Raw genomic sequence first — 17,289 nt, 5'->3', positions numbered from 1 at the left:
AATGTAAAGAGGGGTCAGTATTAGCCTGACCCCTCTTGTAAATTAACTAGCTGTATTACTAATTAATAATATTATCAACTAACAAGTGAAAAACTATTCAGCAGCCAAAAAGTCTGGTAACTCTGCCGCTTGTTTCTCAAGCTTTTTCAGTTTCTTTTTACCCAAGCCACCAAGTACATCAACCGCATGACGCAAACGTGTCAGCGTCATGTCAGCGCCGATAATCGCCATAGAGTTCATGACTGGCGTCGATGAGGTGCTGCCAGCGATAGCGATAAAGAACGGTGCCATAAAGTCACGCATCTTAATATCAAGATGGGCAGCAAGACCTTTGAGCGTGGCGTAGATATTTTCTTCCGACCAAGTTGGTAAGGTCTCTAACTGCCAAAGAGCCAGTTGTAGCATTTCTACAATTTGCTCAGGCGTCAATGATTTATGCGTAAAGCTCTCAGCATTAATATCAGGTAGGTTTTGGAAATAAAAGCCACTCCAATTAACCGCATCAGACAATAATTCAATACGAGGCTGAATAGCGGCGGCGATAGCGGTTAATTTATCGCTGTTACTTGCCCAGTCGAGGATTTTATTTTTGAGCTGTTCAGGCGTTAAGGCACGTAGCCATTCTGCATTTAGCCAGTTAAGCTTTTCGATATCAAAGATAGGGCCGCCAAGTGAGACGCGCTGAATATCAAAACTAGCAATCATTTCATCTAAAGTGAATTTCTCAGCGTCATTAGGCATCGAGTAGCCCATACGACCTAGATAGTTAAGCAGCGCTTCAGGTAGCACCCCTGCATCACGGTAGTAAGTAATAGAAGTTGGGTTTTTACGTTTCGACAGTTTTGATTTATCTGGGTTACGCAGTAGCGGCATGTGGCAAAGTACCGGCATCTCCCAACCAAAATACTCATAAAGTAGTTGATGCTTAGGCGCAGAGTTTAGCCACTCTTCACCGCGCATAACGTGACTGATGTCCATCAAATGGTCATCGACGACGTTGGCAAGATGGTAAGTCGGCATGCCGTCGGTTTTTAGTAATACCTGCATGTCTACTTGCGTCCAAGGAATCTCAACAGTACCGCGTAGCATATCCTCAACGTGGCAGACGCCTTCGGTCGGTACGCGCATACGAATCACATGCGGTTTGCCCTCATTGACCAACGTACTAGTTTTCTCAGGGGCCAAATGAGCACAGCGTCCATCATAGCGTGGAGTCTCGCCATTGGCCATTTGCTGAGCGCGCATGACATCTAGCTCTTCGCTAGTACAAAAACAGCGAAACGCATTGTTGCTATCTAATAGCTTCTCAGCATGTTCTTTATAAATGTCACTACGCTCACTTTGACGATAAGGGGCATGCGGGCCACCGATGTCTGGACCCTCGCTCCAATCCAGACCGACCCAGCGCAGTGCGTCCAAAATCATTTGTTCAGATTGTTCAGTTGAGCGGGTTTGATCAGTGTCTTCGATACGTAAAATAAATTCGCCGCCATGAGCTTTAGCAAAGGCTAAGTTAAATAGCGCGATATAAGCGGTCCCTACGTGAGGAAAACCAGTAGGCGATGGGGCAATACGGGTACGAACAGGGCGTTTTCCGCGAGGAGCAGTAGTGGTTTGAGTCGACGTTTGCATGATAGAGGTCTCAGAATATAGTTATTAATGAAAATGGCAGCAAAAAATAGCAATGATAAATGTAAATGAAAGATTTACATGAAAAATACGAATGAAACAATAGACGTTAAACTAGAAAAATAGCGTAAAATATAGCGCTAGTATAACAGAGAGATGTGATATTTTTAATGAAAAGGCCTTCTAGTGCTTGACTACAGATATATCCTTGCGATAATAACGCTAGGTAAGTCGTAACTTGTTTATTTTCATCTAATTAATGGCCTTATTGGTCGTCATCTATTGAGTTGTTTGTGTCACTATCAAAACCTAAGTCAAAAACTAAGCCAAAATCTAAACCAGATTCTAAAGCCAACCCTTCTTCTACCGCTGATATTGAGTCAGTGGTGAGCCCGTCTTCTATGGAAAATATTTCTGCTCAAGATGCCACTGAGCAAGTGGATCAAACTATTGATCAACAGCCTAGTCAAGGCGATATTACGTCTGACGAATTGGACTTTGTACATGATGCAGTGCTATTGCAAGAGGCGGTCGCAGCGGTATTGGGTGTCAAATCACTACCTAATAGAGCAGAAGGTGAAGCTGGCTTACAGGCGAGTGGCATCTATGTTGACGCAACCTTTGGGCGCGGTGGGCATAGCCGGCTATTATTAAGTCAGCTTGCTGATGATGCACAGCTGATTGTTTTTGATAAAGATCCAACCGCTATTAGCGTTGCCCAAGAGCTGGCAGGCGCAGATAGCCGCGTGCATGTGATTCATGATAGCTTTGCTACCTTGACGGACAGTCTAGCTGCAATGGGTATCACTCAAGTCGACGGTCTTATGGCAGATTTAGGCATCTCATCACCACAGATTGATGATGGCAGTCGTGGTTTTAGCTTTATGCGTGATGGCGCTGTCGATATGCGAATGGATACTAGCCGCGGGCAGTCAGTGGCTGAATGGCTTGAACAGGTCGATGATGAAACCTTAGCTAACGTGCTTTATGAATTTGGCGAAGAGCGCCACAGTCGCCGTATCGCCCGTGCTATCAAGCAGATGGACAGCTACAAGTCGACGCTTGAGCTAGCAGAAGTCATTAAAGTTGCTCATCCCAATTGGCAACGCGGTAAGCATCCTGCGACGCAAAGTTTTCAGGCCATGCGTATTTTTATCAATAATGAGCTTGGCGATGTTGATGACTTTTTAGAACAAAGTATCCCGATTTTAAAATCAGGCGGACAGTTGGCAGTCATCAGTTTTCACTCATTAGAAGATCGCCGTATTAAGCAGTTTTTGCAGCGTCATAGTAAAGGACAGTATCCGGAAGATGAAAAGTTGCCGATGCCGCCCAATCGTCCGCGCTATTTTAGTAAACCTAAACGTGTCGGTCCAAGCAAAGAGGAAGTAAGTCATAATCCACGCTCGCGCAGTGCATGGTTACGGATGGCGACTCGTACCGATACCGATTATATATATGCTGTAGAACAGTAAAGTATATATGACAGGCATCTAGTCGCTGTTCTTTATATCAAATGTGACTAAATGTCTTAATAAATACGCTGCTGTTAAAGAGCTGTAAATATTATCTGCTAGGCTCAGCAGTTAACTTTTTATTTGGTTGTTTTTTAGCCAATTAATGAGTGTGTTTGGTTTTATATTTTATTGATGGTGCTGATGAATTGTTTGTAATTCTAAGACAATTAGCGCTTTTACATTTTAAGTTCACTTTTTGAGATCGTCATGGCAATATCTGACAAACCTGCAAACCGCCGCGCCGCTATGTCTAATACTACCGATGTCGGCGAATTATTCGCGCGTCGCTTTAATGTCGTCAGTATTTATGTGGTCGTATTATTGCTATTAGCAGGTGCTATCGTGTGGAGCGGTATCAAAACAGCCGAAGACGTTCAGCAATATCATCAGGATTATAGAACCTTGCAAGATATGAAAAAACAAGAGCGTAAGCTACAAGTTGAACACCAACGCCTATTAATCGAGCAGCAAACCTTTAGTGCGACTCCGCAAATTGCCAGCCGAGCTGTCGCCGAGCTAGGTATGTATTCACCAACGCTTAAAGATAAACTGATTATCCAGCCAGGGGTTGCTAACGCATTGGTACCAGTGGTGACTAATGACTCAGATGAGGATGATTCGTACGCCAACGGACCACGAGCTTCTACGGATTTGTCTCCTGATGTTCCAGTAGTGGAGGCAGGACAATGAGTGATAAAAAACCAACAGATACGGGCAAAAGCTCAGCGAAAAACACCAGCAAAAAGTCAGCTAGCGGCAAGGTTATCAAGCCCTTACGCCGTGCTAGCGCTGCCAAATCAGATAGCAAAACTACAAATAACAAGTCCGAAAAAGCGAATGCGAATGATCGCTCTGGCAAACTATTCGGTCGCCTAAAAAAGAATGAAACTCAAGGCGCTTATACCAGTGTTAAAAACCGTAAGAAAATTATTTTTAGTAAAGCCTCTGGTGCTTCATCGCGTGGTGGTTTTGAGAATGATAAAAACCGTTTTCGTACTATCTGGGGAATTGCGCTGGTTGTATTAGGTTTACTCATAGCACGCGCCTATTATCTGCAAGTAGCTAACGCGCAATTTTATCAAGATAAAGGTAATGAGCTTATTACTAGTGTGCGCACCCAAAAATCCTATCGCGGTATGATTACCGATCGCAACAAGCTACCCCTCGCAGTCAGCGCACCGCTTGCAACAGTATCGTTTAGCCCGCATGATTATGCGCGCGAATATTACGAGCTCAATCGCGTCAAAATTGCCAATCCTGAAAGTCCGCAGCTACAAGCACGTATGCAAAAGCGCTTAGACAATATGGATCTAACTCGCTTAGCTGCCGCTGCTAATATTCCAGTCAGTGAGTTAGAAAAAGTGGTCGCTATTGACGACAGTATTGACGTCACAGATGAAGAAGCGGTAAAAGCTGCTTTACCATCGGGAGCGGGCTCACATTATTTGCCATTACTTAATAAAGTCACACCTGAGATTGCCCAAAGTGTTAGCTCGCTTGATTTTCCTGGGGTTTATGAAAAGAACTTCTTTCAGCGCTATTATCCGCAGCCACAACCTAATTCGCAATTATTAGGCTTTATGGGACAAAATTCTAGCGATCCTGAAGGTGGTTATGAAGGTCGTGCAGGTATTGAGCGCCAATATGAAAAAACCCTAGCAGGTGACGATGGCAAGGTGTTGGTATTAAAAGATGCTAAGCAAAACAGCCTAAGAGAAATTAAGCAGATTGAATCGGAAGTTGCAGGGCAAGATGTGGCGTTGACTATTGATTCGCGTTTGCAGTATTTGCTCTATAAAGAGCTGGAAAAAGCAGGGCGCTTGCAGCAAGCACGTTGGTCAACGGGTATGGTCGTTGATGTTCAAACAGGCGAGGTACTAGCGTTATCGACATGGCCATCGTTTAACTCTAATAATCTTAATGAGATGACCGGCGAAAACCAGCGTAACCGCGCGCTGCTTGACGTTTTTGAGCCAGGTTCGGTGATGAAGCCCTTTACCGTCGCTGCAGCTTTAGACTCTGGTAAATATACTGCTAATTCTCTAATTGATACCAACCCAGGCTCTATTCGCGTCCGTGGCTATACGATTCGTGACCATAATAATCTAGGAAGGATTAATATGGCGACACTACTACAGAAGTCTAGTAACGTTGCCTCGACTAAAATTGCCCTGTCTCTACCGCCTGATGCCATTACCAATATGCAAAAGCAATTTGGCTTTGGGTCAAAAACCCCATTAGATTTCCCTGGTGAAGGCAGTGGCTTGGTGGTTACACCAAAAGAGAAAGAAACTGCTCGCCGCGCGACTGTCAGTTATGGTTATGGTTTACAAGTAACACTAGCACAAGTAGCGCAAGCTTATGCTGCATTGGCAGCAGGTGGGGTTATGCATCCATTAACGTTAACCAAGACTGACAAGCCGCTACCAAGTAAGCGTATTATGGAGCATGAGCAGGCGATGTCGATCGTCAAGATGCTTGAAGCAGTTACGGAGCCGGGCGGTACAGCAAAAGCAGCGGCCATTGATGGCTACCGCGTAGCTGGTAAAACAGGTACTTCGCGCCGGATTAACCCAGATGGCGGTTACTATACTGACCAATATCGCAACGTCTTTGCTGGTATGGCGCCTGCATCCAATCCGAAACTCGTGGGCGTGATGCTCATCGAAGACCCACGTGGTCAGATTTATGCAGGTTTAACAGTAGCGCCAGTTTTTCATAATGTTATGAGAGAGGCTTTACGCTTGTATAATGTGCCTTTAGATAAGCCTTTACAGACTGAGTAACTGTACATGACAGGAATCAAATGACTGATATCAAAATTTAGGTATTGTTTTTATAAATTATCAACAATACCTGCAGTTTTGAAATCGCTATTTGTCACTGTTCAACACGCCTTAATCTTTCAATTTTCTTAATCGTCTAGGATTTGCCCATGACCACATCATCACACGACGCTGTTACGTTGCAACAACTTATAGATAGCAGTAGTAGTGACGAGTTAGGGCGACAATTATCAAAGATGGTGCAAAATGCAGATAATCTAGACGCGATTGCCAATACGGTTTTTCAAGATTTACGTCTAGATAGTCGACATGTCGCTAGTGATGACGTATTTATCTTGTTAAAGAGTCAGACGCAACAAGGTCAAGACTATCAAAAAATCCGCGACTATCTGTCGCAAGCTGCCAAGTGCGCTGCTTTTATCTTATCGGAAATTAATCTATTAGATTTATTCGACAATACCAATGTACTGCCATGCCCCATTCTGTACGTACCAAATATCCGTGATTTTTTAGGTGGTTTAGTGCAAGCACGCCTGCAATATCAGCAGCTAGTAGCATTGCCAACTGTCGTCGCGGTGACAGGCACTAATGGTAAGACGACTATTAGCCAATTAGTAGCGCAGTTAGGACAGCTGGCTGGTATGAACAGCGCGGTCATGGGAACGGCAGGTAATGGCAAGCTTGGTGCACTGACACAAGCTAGCCATACCACTGGTGATGCCTTAGTGGTTCAGCAGTTTTTATATCAAATGGGTGAGCAAAACGCTGATCTACTGGTGCTTGAGGCTAGCTCGCATGGACTTGACCAGCAGCGCTTGCAAGGCGTACCAGTAAAAGTCGCCATTTATACTAATTTGAGTCGCGATCATTTAGATTATCATGCAGATATGGCAGAGTATGTCGCTGCCAAAGCTAAGCTATTTGATAAAACTCACTTCCCAACGTTGACGCACGCTATCATTAATATCGATGATGAGTATGCGAAGGTAATGATCGACACCGCACAAGCTAGTGGTCTGATCGTATGGACATATAGCTTGCAAGCTGATGGCAGTGCTAATGAAGCTAATTTTATCGCCACTGACATTGAGCCGAGCCTACAAGGCGTGAAAATCGCTTTACGCAGTGCACTGGACGATAGCCAATCTACTAATATCAATATTATTAGCCCTTTATTAGGGCGTTTTAATGTTGCCAATTTACTAGCGGCGATTGCGGCAGCAGTAGCATTAGGTATCAGTCTTGAGCGTGTTGCCAGCTTAGTGCCACAGCTACAAGGCGCAATCGGACGTATGCAGCGGGTACCGTCTACTGATGGCTGCTTTATTGTAGATTATGCGCATACGCCTGATGCTTTGACGCAAGTGCTAGATAGCCTAAGAACGCATTGCCGTGGACAACTATGGGCAGTGTTTGGTTGCGGTGGTGACCGCGATGCTGGCAAGCGCCCACTGATGGCACAGGCAGGATTGTCGGGTGCTGATCAAGTGATATTAACTGCAGATAATCCGCGCACTGAAGATCCTAATATAATTTTGCAAGACATGCAGGTCGGCATGAGTCCAGAACAATATCAGCGTACTCATATCGAACCTGCCCGCCAACAAGCAATTGAGTATGCAGTGAGTCATGCCAATGACGATGATATTGTCGTTATCGCTGGGAAAGGCCATGAGACTTATCAGGAGATTAACGGTGTCCGTCATGATTTTGATGACAGCGTTATCTTGCAGCAGGCATTACAGCAAGCCGGACGCATCTAGATAATTAATTCCTCATACGGCTAAATATAGCCACATGAAAAAACAACAGATAGATAAAAAATAACGAAATAAAGTCGTCACCATACAAGGCAATCACTATGACAGCTGGCAACAATAACACCATTCAGTCGCAAGGACTTTATGTCTGGCAAGCAGATAACTTGCTGGCAGCTACCGCGGCACTTGGCAGTCACTGGCAGGTAGCACAGATAGAGCAGGCAGGGCAATCAGGCACAGAGATTGGAGTCAACAGCAATCGCATTACCACTGATACACGTACCATCAAAACAGGTGATATATTTTTAGCATTAAGTGGCGACAACTTTGACGGGCACGATTATATCAATGTCGCTGCCGCTCAAGGTGCTGTCGCAGCAATTGTATCGCGCCCGATTTCTACTAGTATTCCGCAGTTAGTGGTTAGTGATGCGCGCTTGGCATTGGGGCAGCTTGCCGCATATAGACGCAATCAGCATCAAAACCTTACAGTCATTGCTATCACTGGCTCTAGTGGTAAGACTACTTGTAAAGAGATGCTAGGTAGTATCTTTGGTCGTTTGGCACCGACACTCATTACTCGTGGCAACCTAAATAATGATTTGGGTGTGCCGATGATGCTTCTTGAGCTATCTGATCATCATCGTTATGCAATCTTAGAGCTAGGCGCCAACCACATTGGTGAGATTGCTTATACGACTGAGATTGTCCGTCCTGATGTGGCGTGTATCTTAAATATTGGTACGGCACATTTAGGTGAATTTGGCAGCCGTGAAGGTATATGTCAGACCAAAGCTGAAATTTATCATACTTTAAGTGATGCACAATTTGCTATTGTCCCTGATAAAGATGACTTTACCAACCAACTGCGCCGTATTGCTGAAAAGCATACCTCACATGTGATTGGTTTTGGCAATACTGACGTGAGCGCCAGCCATTTAGACGTAGAGCCTGAACGCAGTGAATTTAAGCTGCATATTGGCAATAGTGTTCATGATATTAATCTGCCACTTGCCGGCGAGCATAATGTCAATAATGCCTTAGCCGCCGCTGCTTGTGCCTATGCGTTAAATATCGACATCAGCGATATCGTTGTCGGACTAGAAAATGCTCGCCCAGCAAAGGGTCGTTTAAATAGTCAGCTGCTCGGTATGCACAGGCTTATCGATGATACTTATAATGCCAATCCACACTCCGTACGTGCCGCAGCAAAAGTATTGGCGGCGCAAACTGGTACGCAAGTTATGGTATTGGGTGATATTGCTGAGCTAGGCGATGCTGCTGTCAGTGAACATCAAAGCCTTGGCCGTACTATCGGTGCGACAGGTATCGATGTACTGCTGTGCGTAGGCGAATATGCTGCGTATAGCGTTGCTGGTGCGGAAGAAGTTAGTGCGATTAATGCACATGCTTTTGATGATAAAGAAAGTCTACTGCAGTACTTGCAGCAGTTTTTGCAAGCGCAGCAAGCGCAACCTTGTACTGTATTGTTCAAGGGTTCTCGTTCCATGGAAATGGAAACACTTATTGATGCGCTAGTCGAGGAGTAGGCGGTGTTAGTTTGGTTGTTTGAATGGCTTGGTCAGTTTTACACACCGTTTTTTGCGGTTTCTTCGTTGACGCTGCGGGCGCTACTTGCGGTCATTACCGCACTTAGTTTTAGCTTGTTTTTTGGTGGGCGGGTCATTCGTCACCTGCGCTCACTCAAGTATGGTCAAGCGGTCCGTGACGATGGGCCGCAGTCACATTTGATTAAGACCGGTACGCCAACGATGGGCGGGGTATTAATTCTGACCTCTATCGGGGTAGCGACATTACTGTGGGCGCGACTGAGTAATCCTTATATTTGGATTCTGCTCATTGTGATGATTATCTTTGGCGCTGTCGGTTGGGCAGATGATTGGCTAAAAATTAAATATAAAAACCCTCAAGGCCTTATTGCTCGCAAAAAGTATTTTTGGTTGTCGATTGGTGCGTTGTTCGTAGGGGCTTCACTCTACTATATTGCGACGCTACAGCCCGATATGGCAACGACGCGTGAGATGCAGGATTTATTGATTCCTATCTTCAAAAACTTAACGATTCCATTCTCTGCGATTCCATTTGGCATCGGTTTTATTATCTTTACCTATTTTGTCATTAATGGTGCTTCTAATGCGGTCAATTTAACTGACGGCTTGGACGGCTTGGCTATCTTACCGATAGTGCTAGTGGCAGCAGGTTTGGGTGCGATGGCATACGTATCAGGTGACGTTAGATTTTCGGCATACTTGCACGTTCCTTATATCGCCTATAACTCTGAAGTGATTATCGTCTGCGGCGCAATGATTGGCGCCGGTCTTGGATTCTTATGGTTTAACGCTCATCCAGCACAAGTCTTTATGGGTGATGTAGGCGCACTGGCACTTGGCGCGATGCTAGGTACGATTGCAGTAATGACGCGTCAAGAGATTGCTTTTGCTATTATGGGTGGTCTATTCGTTGCCGAAGCACTGTCAGTTATGATTCAAGTTGGTTCATATAAGCTACGTAAGAAGCGGGTGTTTCGTATGGCACCGCTGCATCATCACTTTGAAGAAATCGGTTGGAAAGAAACCCAAGTGGTCGTCCGTTTTTGGATTATTGCTATCGTCTTAGTGGTATTAGGTTTAATGACCTTGAAGTTACGTTAGTTTAAAATCTTAACTAGCTCAATAAAAAGCCATCTCCGATATAAAGCCATCTCCGATATATCGAGATGGCTTTTTTGTCATTTAATGATAGTTAATGTCGTCCGTTGTGGCTGAATTTTGCTAATATGCTCATCAAATATATCTGAACTTGAGATGCCTGTGTCCTTATTTACTTGTCCTATTTGTCAATCGCCATTGCAGCCTGCTAAAGATACGTGGCGCTGTGATGGCAGCCTGCACCCTAAACAAACCTCGCATCCATTTGACGTAGCAAGGCAAGGTTATGTCAATCTGTTACCAGTCCAACAAAAAAAATCCAAAGCACCTGGTGACAGCCAGCAATCTATTAATGCTCGTCAGCGATTTTTGGACGCAGGATACTATGAGCCTCTGCAAGCATTAATCTGTCAGCAACTGACGCAGTTGTTGGGACAAGGCAAAACAGCATCTAACCTTAGTAAAAAACCAGTACGCTGGCTAGATATTGGTTGCGGCGAAGGCTATTACACGCAGGCAATGGCGCACACTGGCATGGATACTTTAATCGCTGCTGATATCAGTAAGCCTGCGCTCGCCAGCCTTGCTAAAGTCAGTAAAGCGGCTAGTTGCCTTTGGTATCAACAAGATATTGCAAATAAAAAGACAGAAGCTGAAAATACAAAAACCAAAACCGCTGCTATTTATCCGCTAGTGACCAGCGCCGCACACTTGCCATTACGCGCCCATAGCATAACGGGTATCAGCAGTATATTTAGCCCCATATTGCCAGAAGCATTTGCAACAGTCTTAAAAGATGATGGTTATTTGTTGATTGCCAAGCCTGATATAGGGCATTTGGCTAGTATACGTGAGGCATTATTTGACAGCGTCCGTGAGCATGATTCTGATAAATTCTTACCTACTTTAGCGCCTTATTTTGAGCTTGTAGACACGCATAATATTAGTACATCACTAAGCTTATCGGCAGGTGCATTAGCAGACCTTTTGACTATGACGCCTTATGCTTATCGCGCTCGTGCTGAGAATCGTCAAGCTTTGCTAGCCAGTGCTGAGACCGCACCATTTATGACTGAAGCAAAATTTGTAGTATATGTTTTAAAAAAACTCACCACTTAAAAATAAAGTTAATAACTTTATATCGTCAGTCCTAAATAAAAGAAGTACAAATATTATAACCTGCGACTGGTATAAATTTTTCTTGCTTGCTGTGCCTACGTAGACAAAGGCTGCGCAAAATCTCTCCCAGTCGCACTGTATTTATTTTATAGTGGATTGACTATAGTATAGGTCCCATTGTGGCAACGACATTATTCCAAATCCGATAAGGTAGCGGCCAGTCCTTTACTTGTTCGAGCTTTACCTCATCGGAGTCTGCGATATACTGATATTGGCGTTCGATAATGTCAGCAGTCAAAGCCTTATCGCTAAACACAATATTGTTTTCATAGTTCAAATCAAAGCTACGCAAATCTAAGTTGGTCGAGCCAATCAAACTGATTTCCCCATCAATGGTCAAAGTCTTGGCATGCAACAAACCTGGTCTATATTCATAGATTTTTACCCCTGCTTGCAGCAATTGCCAATAGTAGCTGCGACTGGTCGCTGCTACTACCAACGAATCATTATTCTTTGGGAAAATCATCGTGACTTCTACGCCGCGATAAGCAGTGGCACATAAGATACTGACCAGCGAATAATCTGGTACAAAGTAAGGGGTTGAGATAGTTAAAGTGTTCTGGGCTTGGCTGATAAGAGCACCCAAAAACTGCGGGCTCGATCCATGCCGTTGGGTCGGGCCATCCGCGAAAACTTGGGCAGCAAAGCCTTGGTGTTTTGAATTTTTCTGACATTGCGTATTAGATTCAGTATGAGACTCGGTATAATAAGGAAAGCTATCAAGCGGTGTATCTGGATTTTCAGTCAGCCAATCGCTAGCAAAGAGCATTTGATTTTGTGCGACTACTGGCCTCTCAACCCGCAGCATAATGTCCACCCATGGCGCAAATTTTGGTTTTACTCGAAACTCAGGGTCTGCGCAGTTGCGACTACCAGAGTAGCCAATTTTACCGTCAATAACAGTGATTTTGCGGTGATTACGCAGATCAATACGGCTCAGTAAGAGTACTCTTATTATATTGTTAATCGGTAGCGCAACACTAAGCTGTACGCCTGCGTCTTTCATCTCTTGCCATACCTTCGAGCCAACCATCTTGCGTGAGCCCATTCCATCGACCATCGCGCGGCAAGTGACACCGCGCTTAGCTGCACGTATCAATGCTTGTGCAGTATCAATACCCATGCCATCAATTAGCCAAATATAGTACAGCACATGAATATGATCAGTTGCCGCCTCAAAATCTGCAATCATACGCTTACGTGTAGCCGCTGCATCTGCCATCAGCTCAGCACGATTACCCAATGTAGTATGAAAACCAGTCACGTTAGCTGAGTAAGCGAAAGCAGCGCGATACTCTGGTTTGACAGCCTCTATTAACGAGGCGTCATTGCCGAGCACTTCAGGGTTGCTACTGTGTAGCTGGTCGATAATTTGCTCATATTTACGTGTAAATTCGCGTCCCAAATGAATTTCGCCAAACATCCAATAGACGACCACGCCAATATACGGCAGCACAAACAACACGACTAACCAAGCGAGCCGTGCCGATGAAGTTAATTCATGACGCGCCAGCACTCGTAAGGATATAAGCAGCAATAATATAAAGTGAATGGTGAGCAAGATATCCAATACCATAGCGCGGTCCGTTATTTTTTATTGTTATTCATATTGATTGGTTTTTATTACTATTGATTAATAGTGCTCATGGATTATAACGTACTCTGTATCGAAATGCTTTTTACCCAATATTAATCTATTTAATAGACAAAAAGCGCACCAGAGTTAATGGGTACGCTTTTTATTAGGCTTATATAGGTCATGTAAAAAGGCGCTAACCTTACTGATTCATATGTCCGCCTTGATTCATCATATGTCCATCTTTGTTCATCATATGACTGTCTTGATTCATCATATGACTGTCTTGATTCATCATATGACTGTCTTGATTCATCATTTGCCCGTCCTTCTGCATATGTTGAGAGCGCATTTGTGTGAGTTTTTGACGCTGCTCTGGGGTCAGTATTTGCATCATAGCATTGTGGTTCTGCATATGATTACCACTGTTATTCTGTCTCATAGCTTGCATTTGAGCTCGTTGATCAGCAGTCAAATTGAGCTCTGACATCATATTTTGCATCTGGGCCTGCATTTGTCCTTGGTTATGATGCTGCATAGCAGGTGCTGACGTAGCATCTTTAGCTTCTCCAATGTTGGCGCAGGCAGTGATTGCAAATAGGCTAGAGACAGCTACTACTGAACTTAGTAATAATTTTTTCATAATGTTATCCTTTTTTCGTTTATCAATTTTATTTCGAAAATGTTTTAGATATAAAAGATTATTATTCCGACATCTTAATGTTGTATTGGGCTTTGGTTACTAGAGTAGAGTGTCCAATATCTACATACCCATCATAAACGTTAGATAAGTGGTAAGTGTTTTTGAGGTATTAAGAAAGGTAACGATTGCCACTTAATTGTATATTATTAAGCATTCTAGGGCATGTCCTCAATCTGAACGAGTAAACCTCTAATGGGCTAAAAATGGCTATATTTCCGTCAATCTTTGAAAATTTCTAGAAAATATGTTCATATTCTCTGCAGAATTTCCTTTGATTGACAAAAATCTATCTCATTTTGATCACCATTATCAAAATGAGGACACGCCCCAGTAAATCCATGTCAATAGAGTGGATTTTTTAATTCTATCATATTAGGCAATAGAGCTGGGAAAGGCGTTCATTAAAGTTAACCATTATTAAATCTGCCATCTTCAAAACAAATTAAATATCATTTAATTCAAACAAAACCGATTAGAAAACTGTCTAGCAATTATCCCTAAATTATGCCAAATTGCAGCTTCTTAATTGTCCGCTGCTATCTTCATATGATTCTTATGGATAGATATCAATAGTATTCGCAATAAGCCGAGTGGCTGAATAAAGAAAAATCATCGTTCATTTGCAGTGATAGAGAGGTTGTTACTCTTTATTTTAATGACATTGACAATATTAAAACTAACGCTAACGCTACAAACCAACACTATTAGACAGTATTAGGAATCGACACATGGAAGGTTTAGTCAATACAATAAACGGAGTCATTTGGAGCTCTGCGCTAATCTACTTGTGCTTGGGAGCAGGTCTGTTTTTTTCCATAGTGACACGCTTTGCACAAGTGCGTCTTTTCGGCGAAATGATACGTCTCATATTCAAAGGCAAGGCCAGCCGCGATGGCATCTCCTCCTTTCAGGCATTGACTCTATCCCTAGCTGGACGCGTAGGGATGGGTAACATAGCTGGAGTAGCTGCTGCTATTGGTTTTGGCGGACCAGGAGCCGTATTCTGGATGTGGGTGGTCGGATTCTTAGGTGCTACCACTGCTTATATCGAAGCGACTCTGGCGCAGATATACAAAGAAAAAGACGCGACCACTGGTGAGTATCGCGGGGGGCCAGCCTACTATTTTGAAAAAGCGCTCGGTCAGCGTTGGTACGGTATCGTTTTTGCGATTACTGCTATTATAGCTCTAAGTATATTTTTACCCGGTATTCAGACCAATGGTGTGGTCAATGCCGTCACCCAAGTAATGGGAGAAGGCACCAATCTAAATATTTTGGGCGCAAATGTGAGTGGCATGCGTCTAGGTGCGATAGCTCTTATCCTAGTTGTTTTTGGTATTATCATTTTTGGTGGTATCAAGCGCATTGCAACCTTTACTGAAATTGTAGTGCCATTTATGGCAATCGGCTATATCGTTTTGGCTTTGATAATTATGCTCATCAATTTTGAGATGGTTCCACAAGTATTTGGATTAATCGTTAGTGACGCTTTTACTGCCCAAGCGGGGTTAGGAGCAGCAATCGGTTGGGGTGTCAAACGTGGTGTTTACTCTAGTGAAGCTGGTCAAGGTACGACACCTCATGCTGCTGCTGCTGCTGAAGTTGATCATCCCGCACAGCAAGGATTGGTACAGTCATTTTCTGTCTATATCGATACGCTATTGGTTTGTTCTGCAACGGCCTTTATGATTTTGACAATGGGAACCTATAACATTCAAGGAACCTTGCCTGAAGGACAGTATCTAGTACAAAATGTAATAGCTGGTACTGAAATTAACTCTCCTGCTTTTACTCAGATGGCAATGGAATCAGTCTACGGTGCTTTTGGTAATATTTTTATCGCGGTTGCCGTATTCTTTTTTGCCTTTACCACTATCTTAGCCAACTACTACATTGCTGAAGTCAACGTGGCCTATTTAACACGCTCTATTAGTCCTAAAGCCAATAGAATAGGATTATTTCTCGTTAAAATATTGACGATGGCAATGATTGCCTATGGTGGTCTTAATTCAGCAGGTTATATTTGGGCTGTTGGTGATATTGGGGTGGGTCTAATTGCGTGGTTAAACATCGTCGGAATTCTGCTTATTTTCTTTATGGCGCGTCCTGCACTAAAGGCTCTCAAAGATTACGAGATGCAGCGCAAAGCGGGAGTCACTCGCTATACTTTTGATCCTACTAAACTGGGTATCAAAAATGCCCTATATTGGGAGAAGCGTCATCTAAAAGAGCAACCATCTCCCAAGGAAGCGCTAATACGTAAAGAGTCCTAATAATGTATTGGTAATCAACGCTATCAGCTATTAGCGGTTGAAAGCACCTGCATAAAAATAAGCTTAAAGTAAGATAAGAGGCGGTTGTGATTTTCGCTTGCCTCTTTATCTTATTGTTCTTAACTAAGCGTTTATTGCTTTTAACTTAGCCTCTACTGCAATCCATCTGCAGCTGTTTTATCCGAGTTTGTATTTTCGACAGAATCGGTTGCTGTTTTATCAATACCTGCATCATTTGAAGACTCTGGCATGTCTTGTGTTATGGTTGTCCCCTCAGCATTATTGTCTTCAGCAACACTTTCGACTTGATCTACGGCGACGACTTCACCTGAATCTACGTCAGCTTCTTCTATTTCATTACTACAAGCACTAACACCTATAAGAGCAACGATAAGTGCTGTCCATAGTGCAGTTCGAAGTGAGCTATTCGATTTTAATAGTATTTTTTTCATTTTATTATCCTTAACAAGATTGCCATAAAGATGTGGTAAGGTTTTTTAGCAATCTAAAAATGAAATGGCACAGAGTTAATTTATTAATATAGCATTAACCAAGTTATTACTTCTCAGAGCTTATTTTATGCTCCTTCTCAATAATATTTTATACAGTGATTGCGAGCAAGTTTAAAAATAAGAAAGTCACAAAATCTAACATTCTGTAGACATGAATCGAGATTTCAAAGTGTATGCTTATAATAAACAATGATTGTTCATTAATAAGGGTATAACTATGAGTAATAATTTAGTAGGTAGTGATTTGACTCGTGCAATGTTGAGTCGCGGTGACAAGCAAGTCTGGTGCGCTGTAAGTAATGATAGCGATGAGCAGGCTAATATCACTATTAATAGTGAGGACTATAGTTGTATACATCGTATTACTTCTTTCGATGATGGCTGCTTCTTTTGTAATAGGGGTATTTCATGGGTTTGTGCTGTCCCTGTCAAAAGGGTTGAAATTAGCCAAAACGAAGTAGAAATATAAGTAAGGGATGTTTTTTCGTCTTACATATATTTTTTGAGCAACCGTTCAACATGAAAAAAGCGCCATCTATATAATAAGTAATAGCTAAAAAAACAATAACTTATAGAATTCTGATTCATTAAATCTGGTTTATTATCACGATTAGATAGTGACAGTATATAAACATTTCAGATGGACTCAAAGAGTTGAGTTTATCGAGATATCAAACTATGAGAT

Annotated in this window: 13 protein-coding genes; 9 read left to right on the top strand and 4 right to left on the bottom strand. The window is 43.0% G+C overall.

Going from position 1 to position 17,289, the window contains the following annotated elements:
- Positions 1-93: 93 nt before the first annotated feature.
- Positions 94-1,632 (bottom strand): glutamate--tRNA ligase, encoded by a 1,539-nt coding sequence (gene gltX / locus ACTQ9S_RS10455; RefSeq protein WP_440454900.1) that lies wholly within the window; start codon positions 1,630-1,632, stop codon positions 94-96.
- Between the two features lie 290 nt (positions 1,633-1,922).
- On the opposite strand from gltX, the gene rsmH reads away from it, so the two are divergent.
- The 7 genes from rsmH (at position 1,923) to ACTQ9S_RS10420 (ending at position 11,480) form a co-directional block, all read left to right on the top strand.
- Positions 1,923-3,104: a 16S rRNA (cytosine(1402)-N(4))-methyltransferase RsmH gene (gene rsmH / locus ACTQ9S_RS10450; RefSeq protein WP_227514081.1), complete on the top strand. Its 1,182-nt coding sequence runs from the start codon at positions 1,923-1,925 to the stop codon at positions 3,102-3,104.
- Between the two features lie 249 nt (positions 3,105-3,353).
- On the top strand, positions 3,354-3,836 hold the full coding sequence (gene ftsL, locus ACTQ9S_RS10445) for a cell division protein FtsL (RefSeq protein ID WP_068038479.1): 483 nt from the start codon (positions 3,354-3,356) through the stop codon (positions 3,834-3,836).
- Entirely contained in the window at positions 3,833-5,932 is a 2,100-nt protein-coding gene (locus tag ACTQ9S_RS10440; RefSeq protein WP_440454899.1) for a peptidoglycan D,D-transpeptidase FtsI family protein, read from the top strand. Before ftsL ends, ACTQ9S_RS10440 begins: the two co-directional genes overlap by 4 nt.
- Before the next feature lie 149 nt (positions 5,933-6,081).
- Positions 6,082-7,695 (top strand): UDP-N-acetylmuramoyl-L-alanyl-D-glutamate--2,6-diaminopimelate ligase, encoded by a 1,614-nt coding sequence (locus ACTQ9S_RS10435; RefSeq protein ID WP_440454898.1) that lies wholly within the window; start codon positions 6,082-6,084, stop codon positions 7,693-7,695.
- Positions 7,696-7,793: 98 nt separating this feature from the next.
- Positions 7,794-9,242: a UDP-N-acetylmuramoyl-tripeptide--D-alanyl-D-alanine ligase gene (locus ACTQ9S_RS10430; RefSeq protein ID WP_350657311.1), complete on the top strand. Its 1,449-nt coding sequence runs from the start codon at positions 7,794-7,796 to the stop codon at positions 9,240-9,242.
- Positions 9,243-9,245: 3 nt separating this feature from the next.
- Positions 9,246-10,364 carry a phospho-N-acetylmuramoyl-pentapeptide-transferase gene (gene mraY, locus ACTQ9S_RS10425; RefSeq protein WP_068038464.1) on the top strand — a complete coding sequence of 373 codons (1,119 nt, stop codon included), beginning with the start codon at positions 9,246-9,248 and terminating at the stop codon, positions 10,362-10,364.
- Positions 10,365-10,517: 153 nt separating this feature from the next.
- Positions 10,518-11,480, top strand: coding sequence for a putative RNA methyltransferase (locus ACTQ9S_RS10420; RefSeq protein ID WP_440454897.1), 963 nt, complete (start codon positions 10,518-10,520; stop codon positions 11,478-11,480).
- A gap of 160 nt (positions 11,481-11,640) precedes the next feature.
- Here ACTQ9S_RS10420 and cls read toward each other — a convergent pair whose 3' ends face one another.
- A complete protein-coding gene (gene cls, locus ACTQ9S_RS10415; protein ID WP_440454896.1) occupies positions 11,641-13,116 on the bottom strand; it encodes a cardiolipin synthase in 1,476 nt (491 codons plus the stop codon).
- Positions 13,117-13,318: 202 nt separating this feature from the next.
- Positions 13,319-13,759, bottom strand: a complete 441-nt coding sequence (locus tag ACTQ9S_RS10410) for a hypothetical protein (RefSeq protein ID WP_440454895.1) — start codon at positions 13,757-13,759, stop codon at positions 13,319-13,321.
- Positions 13,760-14,547: 788 nt separating this feature from the next.
- On the opposite strand from ACTQ9S_RS10410, the gene ACTQ9S_RS10405 reads away from it, so the two are divergent.
- Positions 14,548-16,092 (top strand): alanine/glycine:cation symporter family protein, encoded by a 1,545-nt coding sequence (locus ACTQ9S_RS10405; protein ID WP_440454894.1) that lies wholly within the window; start codon positions 14,548-14,550, stop codon positions 16,090-16,092.
- A 152-nt stretch (positions 16,093-16,244) separates the two neighbouring features.
- On the opposite strand, the gene ACTQ9S_RS10400 is transcribed toward ACTQ9S_RS10405, so the two are convergent.
- On the bottom strand, positions 16,245-16,544 hold the full coding sequence (locus tag ACTQ9S_RS10400) for a hypothetical protein (RefSeq protein ID WP_440454893.1): 300 nt from the start codon (positions 16,542-16,544) through the stop codon (positions 16,245-16,247).
- Positions 16,545-16,821: 277 nt separating this feature from the next.
- Between ACTQ9S_RS10400 and ACTQ9S_RS10395 the strand changes: the two genes are divergently transcribed.
- A complete protein-coding gene (locus ACTQ9S_RS10395; protein ID WP_068329730.1) occupies positions 16,822-17,073 on the top strand; it encodes a hypothetical protein in 252 nt (83 codons plus the stop codon).
- Positions 17,074-17,289: the final 216 nt, after the last annotated feature.

This window comes from Psychrobacter sp. ASPA161_9 (assembly GCF_051970275.1).
Lineage (GTDB): Bacteria > Pseudomonadota > Gammaproteobacteria > Pseudomonadales > Moraxellaceae > Psychrobacter.
The sequence above is the reverse complement of the archived record's forward strand: the minus strand, read 5'-3'. Positions and strand labels throughout refer to the sequence as shown.

Excerpts from the sequence above, each read along its gene's own strand:
- gltX (WP_440454900.1), bottom strand. The coding sequence starts at position 1,632 with ATGCAAACGTCGACTCAAACCACTACTGCTCCTCGCGGAAAACGCCCT.
- ftsL (WP_068038479.1), top strand. The coding sequence starts at position 3,354 with ATGGCAATATCTGACAAACCTGCAAACCGCCGCGCCGCTATGTCTAAT.
- ACTQ9S_RS10440 (WP_440454899.1), top strand. The coding sequence starts at position 3,833 with ATGAGTGATAAAAAACCAACAGATACGGGCAAAAGCTCAGCGAAAAAC.
- ACTQ9S_RS10435 (WP_440454898.1), top strand. The coding sequence starts at position 6,082 with ATGACCACATCATCACACGACGCTGTTACGTTGCAACAACTTATAGAT.
- ACTQ9S_RS10430 (WP_350657311.1), top strand. The coding sequence starts at position 7,794 with ATGACAGCTGGCAACAATAACACCATTCAGTCGCAAGGACTTTATGTC.
- ACTQ9S_RS10420 (WP_440454897.1), top strand. The coding sequence starts at position 10,518 with ATGCCTGTGTCCTTATTTACTTGTCCTATTTGTCAATCGCCATTGCAG.
- cls (WP_440454896.1), bottom strand. The coding sequence starts at position 13,116 with ATGGTATTGGATATCTTGCTCACCATTCACTTTATATTATTGCTGCTT.
- ACTQ9S_RS10410 (WP_440454895.1), bottom strand. The coding sequence starts at position 13,759 with ATGAAAAAATTATTACTAAGTTCAGTAGTAGCTGTCTCTAGCCTATTT.
- ACTQ9S_RS10405 (WP_440454894.1), top strand. The coding sequence starts at position 14,548 with ATGGAAGGTTTAGTCAATACAATAAACGGAGTCATTTGGAGCTCTGCG.
- ACTQ9S_RS10400 (WP_440454893.1), bottom strand. The coding sequence starts at position 16,544 with ATGAAAAAAATACTATTAAAATCGAATAGCTCACTTCGAACTGCACTA.
- ACTQ9S_RS10395 (WP_068329730.1), top strand. The coding sequence starts at position 16,822 with ATGAGTAATAATTTAGTAGGTAGTGATTTGACTCGTGCAATGTTGAGT.